Here is a 1,866-nt window from a genome sequence, read left to right as displayed (position 1 = left end):
GGAGCCGAAGGATGCGGCGAGGCCGGCGACGGTGGATGCGTGGCAGAGCCGGGCGCAGTGGTCGATGTGCCGGGTCTTCAGGGCACCGCGGGCGAACTTCATCAGAGCGTAGTTGTCCTCGTTAGAGGTACGGGCGGACGAGAGACAGGCAAGCTCGTCGGGCTTGTAGGACTTGAGCTTCTGGGCGATCAGGTCGTAGGCCTCGTCCCAGGTTGCCTCGACGAACTGGCCGTCCTTCTTGATGAGGGGCTTGGTGAGCCGGTCGGGGCTGTTCACGAACTCATGTGCATAGGTGCCCTTCGGGCAGACCTTTCCCTCGTTGACGGGTGAACGCTGGTAGGGCGCCGTGCCGGCGACCTTGCCGTCCTTCACCACGAGGTTGAAACTGCATCCCGTGCCGCAGTACGGGCACGTGGTCTGTACATACTTGAACTCCATGGTAAAACCTCGGATACATAGAGTTCTGGGTTAGGTTTATTTAATTATATTGGTTAACTTCGGTGGTTTTGATGAATAACGGTGGGCTACAATGCCCCTCTTCCCTGGAGATCGGCAGAATACCGGGAATTGTCGGTCTGATCGCCGTTTAGGCGTACAATATGGGTTTATATGCCAATGCGCCCCTGAAATGGTGTCGGACTGATTGCAGTCTGAAAAAATGAGTTAGTTGGTGTAGGATGCTCGCCCGAGCTTGGGCTCGAATGCACTGTCACCCTCGGTCCTGATGGCATGGGAGAAGAGCGCAAGCGGGATATCCATCGGGCAGAGTTCCTCGCACTGGCCGCAGTTGACGCAGGAGTCGGAGATGTGCGCAAACCGCCGGAGGTGGAACATCGGATTTGGCGGAATCTCTCCTGAGGTGACCATCCTGGAGTTTCCTTTGAGTTCCTGTGCAGCCGGGAAGCAGACCGGGCAGTTCTCAATGCAGGAGTAGCACTTGATGCACCGGGCTGTCTCGCGGCCGATGGTGCCCCAGAGATCGGAGCTGAGCGTTTCGAAGTCTTCCTTTCGCCAGTTATTGCCGAGTTTGAGCATCGCGTTCTCGACCTTGCCGCGGATCTCGATACCCTTGGGGTTCGCCGCTTCGGCCTTGACGGCACCGGCAGCCACCGCTTTGTTCAGGAGTTCTGCGCCCTTCTCGGAGCAGACCTCGATGAAGGTTGCCTTGCCGGCCTTGTCGCCGATGACACCCCAGTTTCCGCAGGCGAGATCTGCCTGGCGGGGAACCTTGTAGAGGCAGCGGCGGCAGTTGGAACGGCGGCCGTAGCCTTCCTCTTCGAGTTCGTCGATCTTAATGCCCTTGTGACCGCCTTCATACTCGATGATGAACTGACCCTTATCGATCTCCTCTTTGTGAACCGCATCGGGGTCGACCTCGAACTTCTCGGCGATCATCTTGCGGGCGGCTACCGGGCTTACCGACCCGCCGCAGTTCACGCCGAGCAGGAGGAGGCGATCCAGATCGACCGCATCCCGCTTTGCGAGCTCGATGAGACCCATGAGGTCGCAGCCCTTCACTGTGACACCGATCCGTGCGGTCTTGTTGCTGTCCAGGTAGTTCTTCACCACTTTCGAGAGGAGAAGCGTCCCGCAATGGAGCGACCCTGCCGTCTGCGCCAGGTCCGCCGGGTCGGTGATGAGCGTGGGGACGGCATCGTAGAGATCCTGTCCCTTCTTGACGGCGAGGACGGCGTCCACCATGCCGGATGTAAGGGCATACTGTTGCAAGGCGGTGATCGCACCTCCGCACTCCCCCTTCTTCAGCACGTCGGCGTCTGCCGCCCATGCGTAGACCATGTCTCCTTGTGCTGCCATCTTCAGGCCTCCGTAATCTTCTCGACCTTGACGGCACATGCCTTGAACTCG

General features: G+C 59.2%; 2 protein-coding genes. Both read right to left on the bottom strand.

Translation table 11 applies throughout. The features are described from left to right. On the bottom strand, nt 1-438 hold a 438-nt coding region (locus ABH15_RS13530), incomplete at its 3' end, for a molybdopterin-dependent oxidoreductase (protein ID WP_164913773.1). A gap of 225 nt (nt 439-663) precedes the next feature. Then, nucleotides 664-1,815: a Coenzyme F420 hydrogenase/dehydrogenase, beta subunit C-terminal domain gene (locus tag ABH15_RS13525; protein WP_128695134.1), complete on the bottom strand. Its 1,152-nt coding sequence runs from the start codon at nt 1,813-1,815 to the stop codon at nt 664-666. Between the last annotated feature and the right edge of the window lie 51 nt (nt 1,816-1,866).

The sequence above is a fragment of the Methanoculleus taiwanensis genome (assembly GCF_004102725.1).
Classification (GTDB): domain Archaea; phylum Halobacteriota; class Methanomicrobia; order Methanomicrobiales; family Methanoculleaceae; genus Methanoculleus_A; species Methanoculleus_A taiwanensis.
Note: the sequence above shows the minus strand (reverse complement) of the source record. Positions and strands in the feature narration are given on the sequence as shown.